Origin of the sequence: Ottowia cancrivicina (assembly GCF_029813755.1) — a bacterium.
GTDB lineage: Bacteria > Pseudomonadota > Gammaproteobacteria > Burkholderiales > Burkholderiaceae_C > Ottowia > Ottowia massiliensis.
Window position 1 is genome coordinate 1 of record NZ_JARVII010000094.1, and the last position, 541, is coordinate 541.

Annotated in this window: 1 protein-coding gene; it reads left to right on the forward strand. The window is 68.0% G+C overall.

What is annotated here, in order from left to right:
- Position 1: 1 nt before the first annotated feature.
- A partial coding sequence (locus QB898_RS13190; protein ID WP_487345376.1) for a serine--tRNA ligase occupies positions 2 to 541 on the forward strand: 540 nt, incomplete at its 3' end.

Here is a 541-nt window from a genome sequence, read left to right on the forward strand (position 1 = left end):
CGTGCTCCAGCGCCTGGCCACCCGCAAAAACCCGCAGCCTTTTCTGGACGAAGCGGCCTTCCGCGCGCTGGAAGCCGAGCGCAAAGCCATCCAGACCCGCACCGAAGAGCTGCAAGCGCAGCGCAACGCCGCCAGCAAGCAAATCGGCCAGCGCAAGGCCAAAGGCGAAAGCGCCGACGATCTGATGGCGCAAATGGCCGCCCTCAAAAGCGGGCTGGACCAGTCCGCCGAACGCCTGGCCGCCATTCAGCAGCAAATGGAAGCGCTGCTGCTGGCCGTGCCCAACCTGCCGCATGAAAGCGTGCCCGTCGGCGCCGACGAAACGCAAAACCTCGAAGTGCGCCGCTGGGGCGAGCCGCCTCGCTTTGCCTTTGCCGTGCGCGACCACGTGGACCTGGGCGCGCCGCTGGGGCTGGACTTTGAAACCGGCGCCAAGCTCTCCGGCGCGCGCTTTGCCTTTCTGCGCGGCCCCGCCGCCCGCCTGCACCGGGCGCTGGCGCAATTCATGCTCGACGTGCAAACGCAGCAGCACGGCTACACC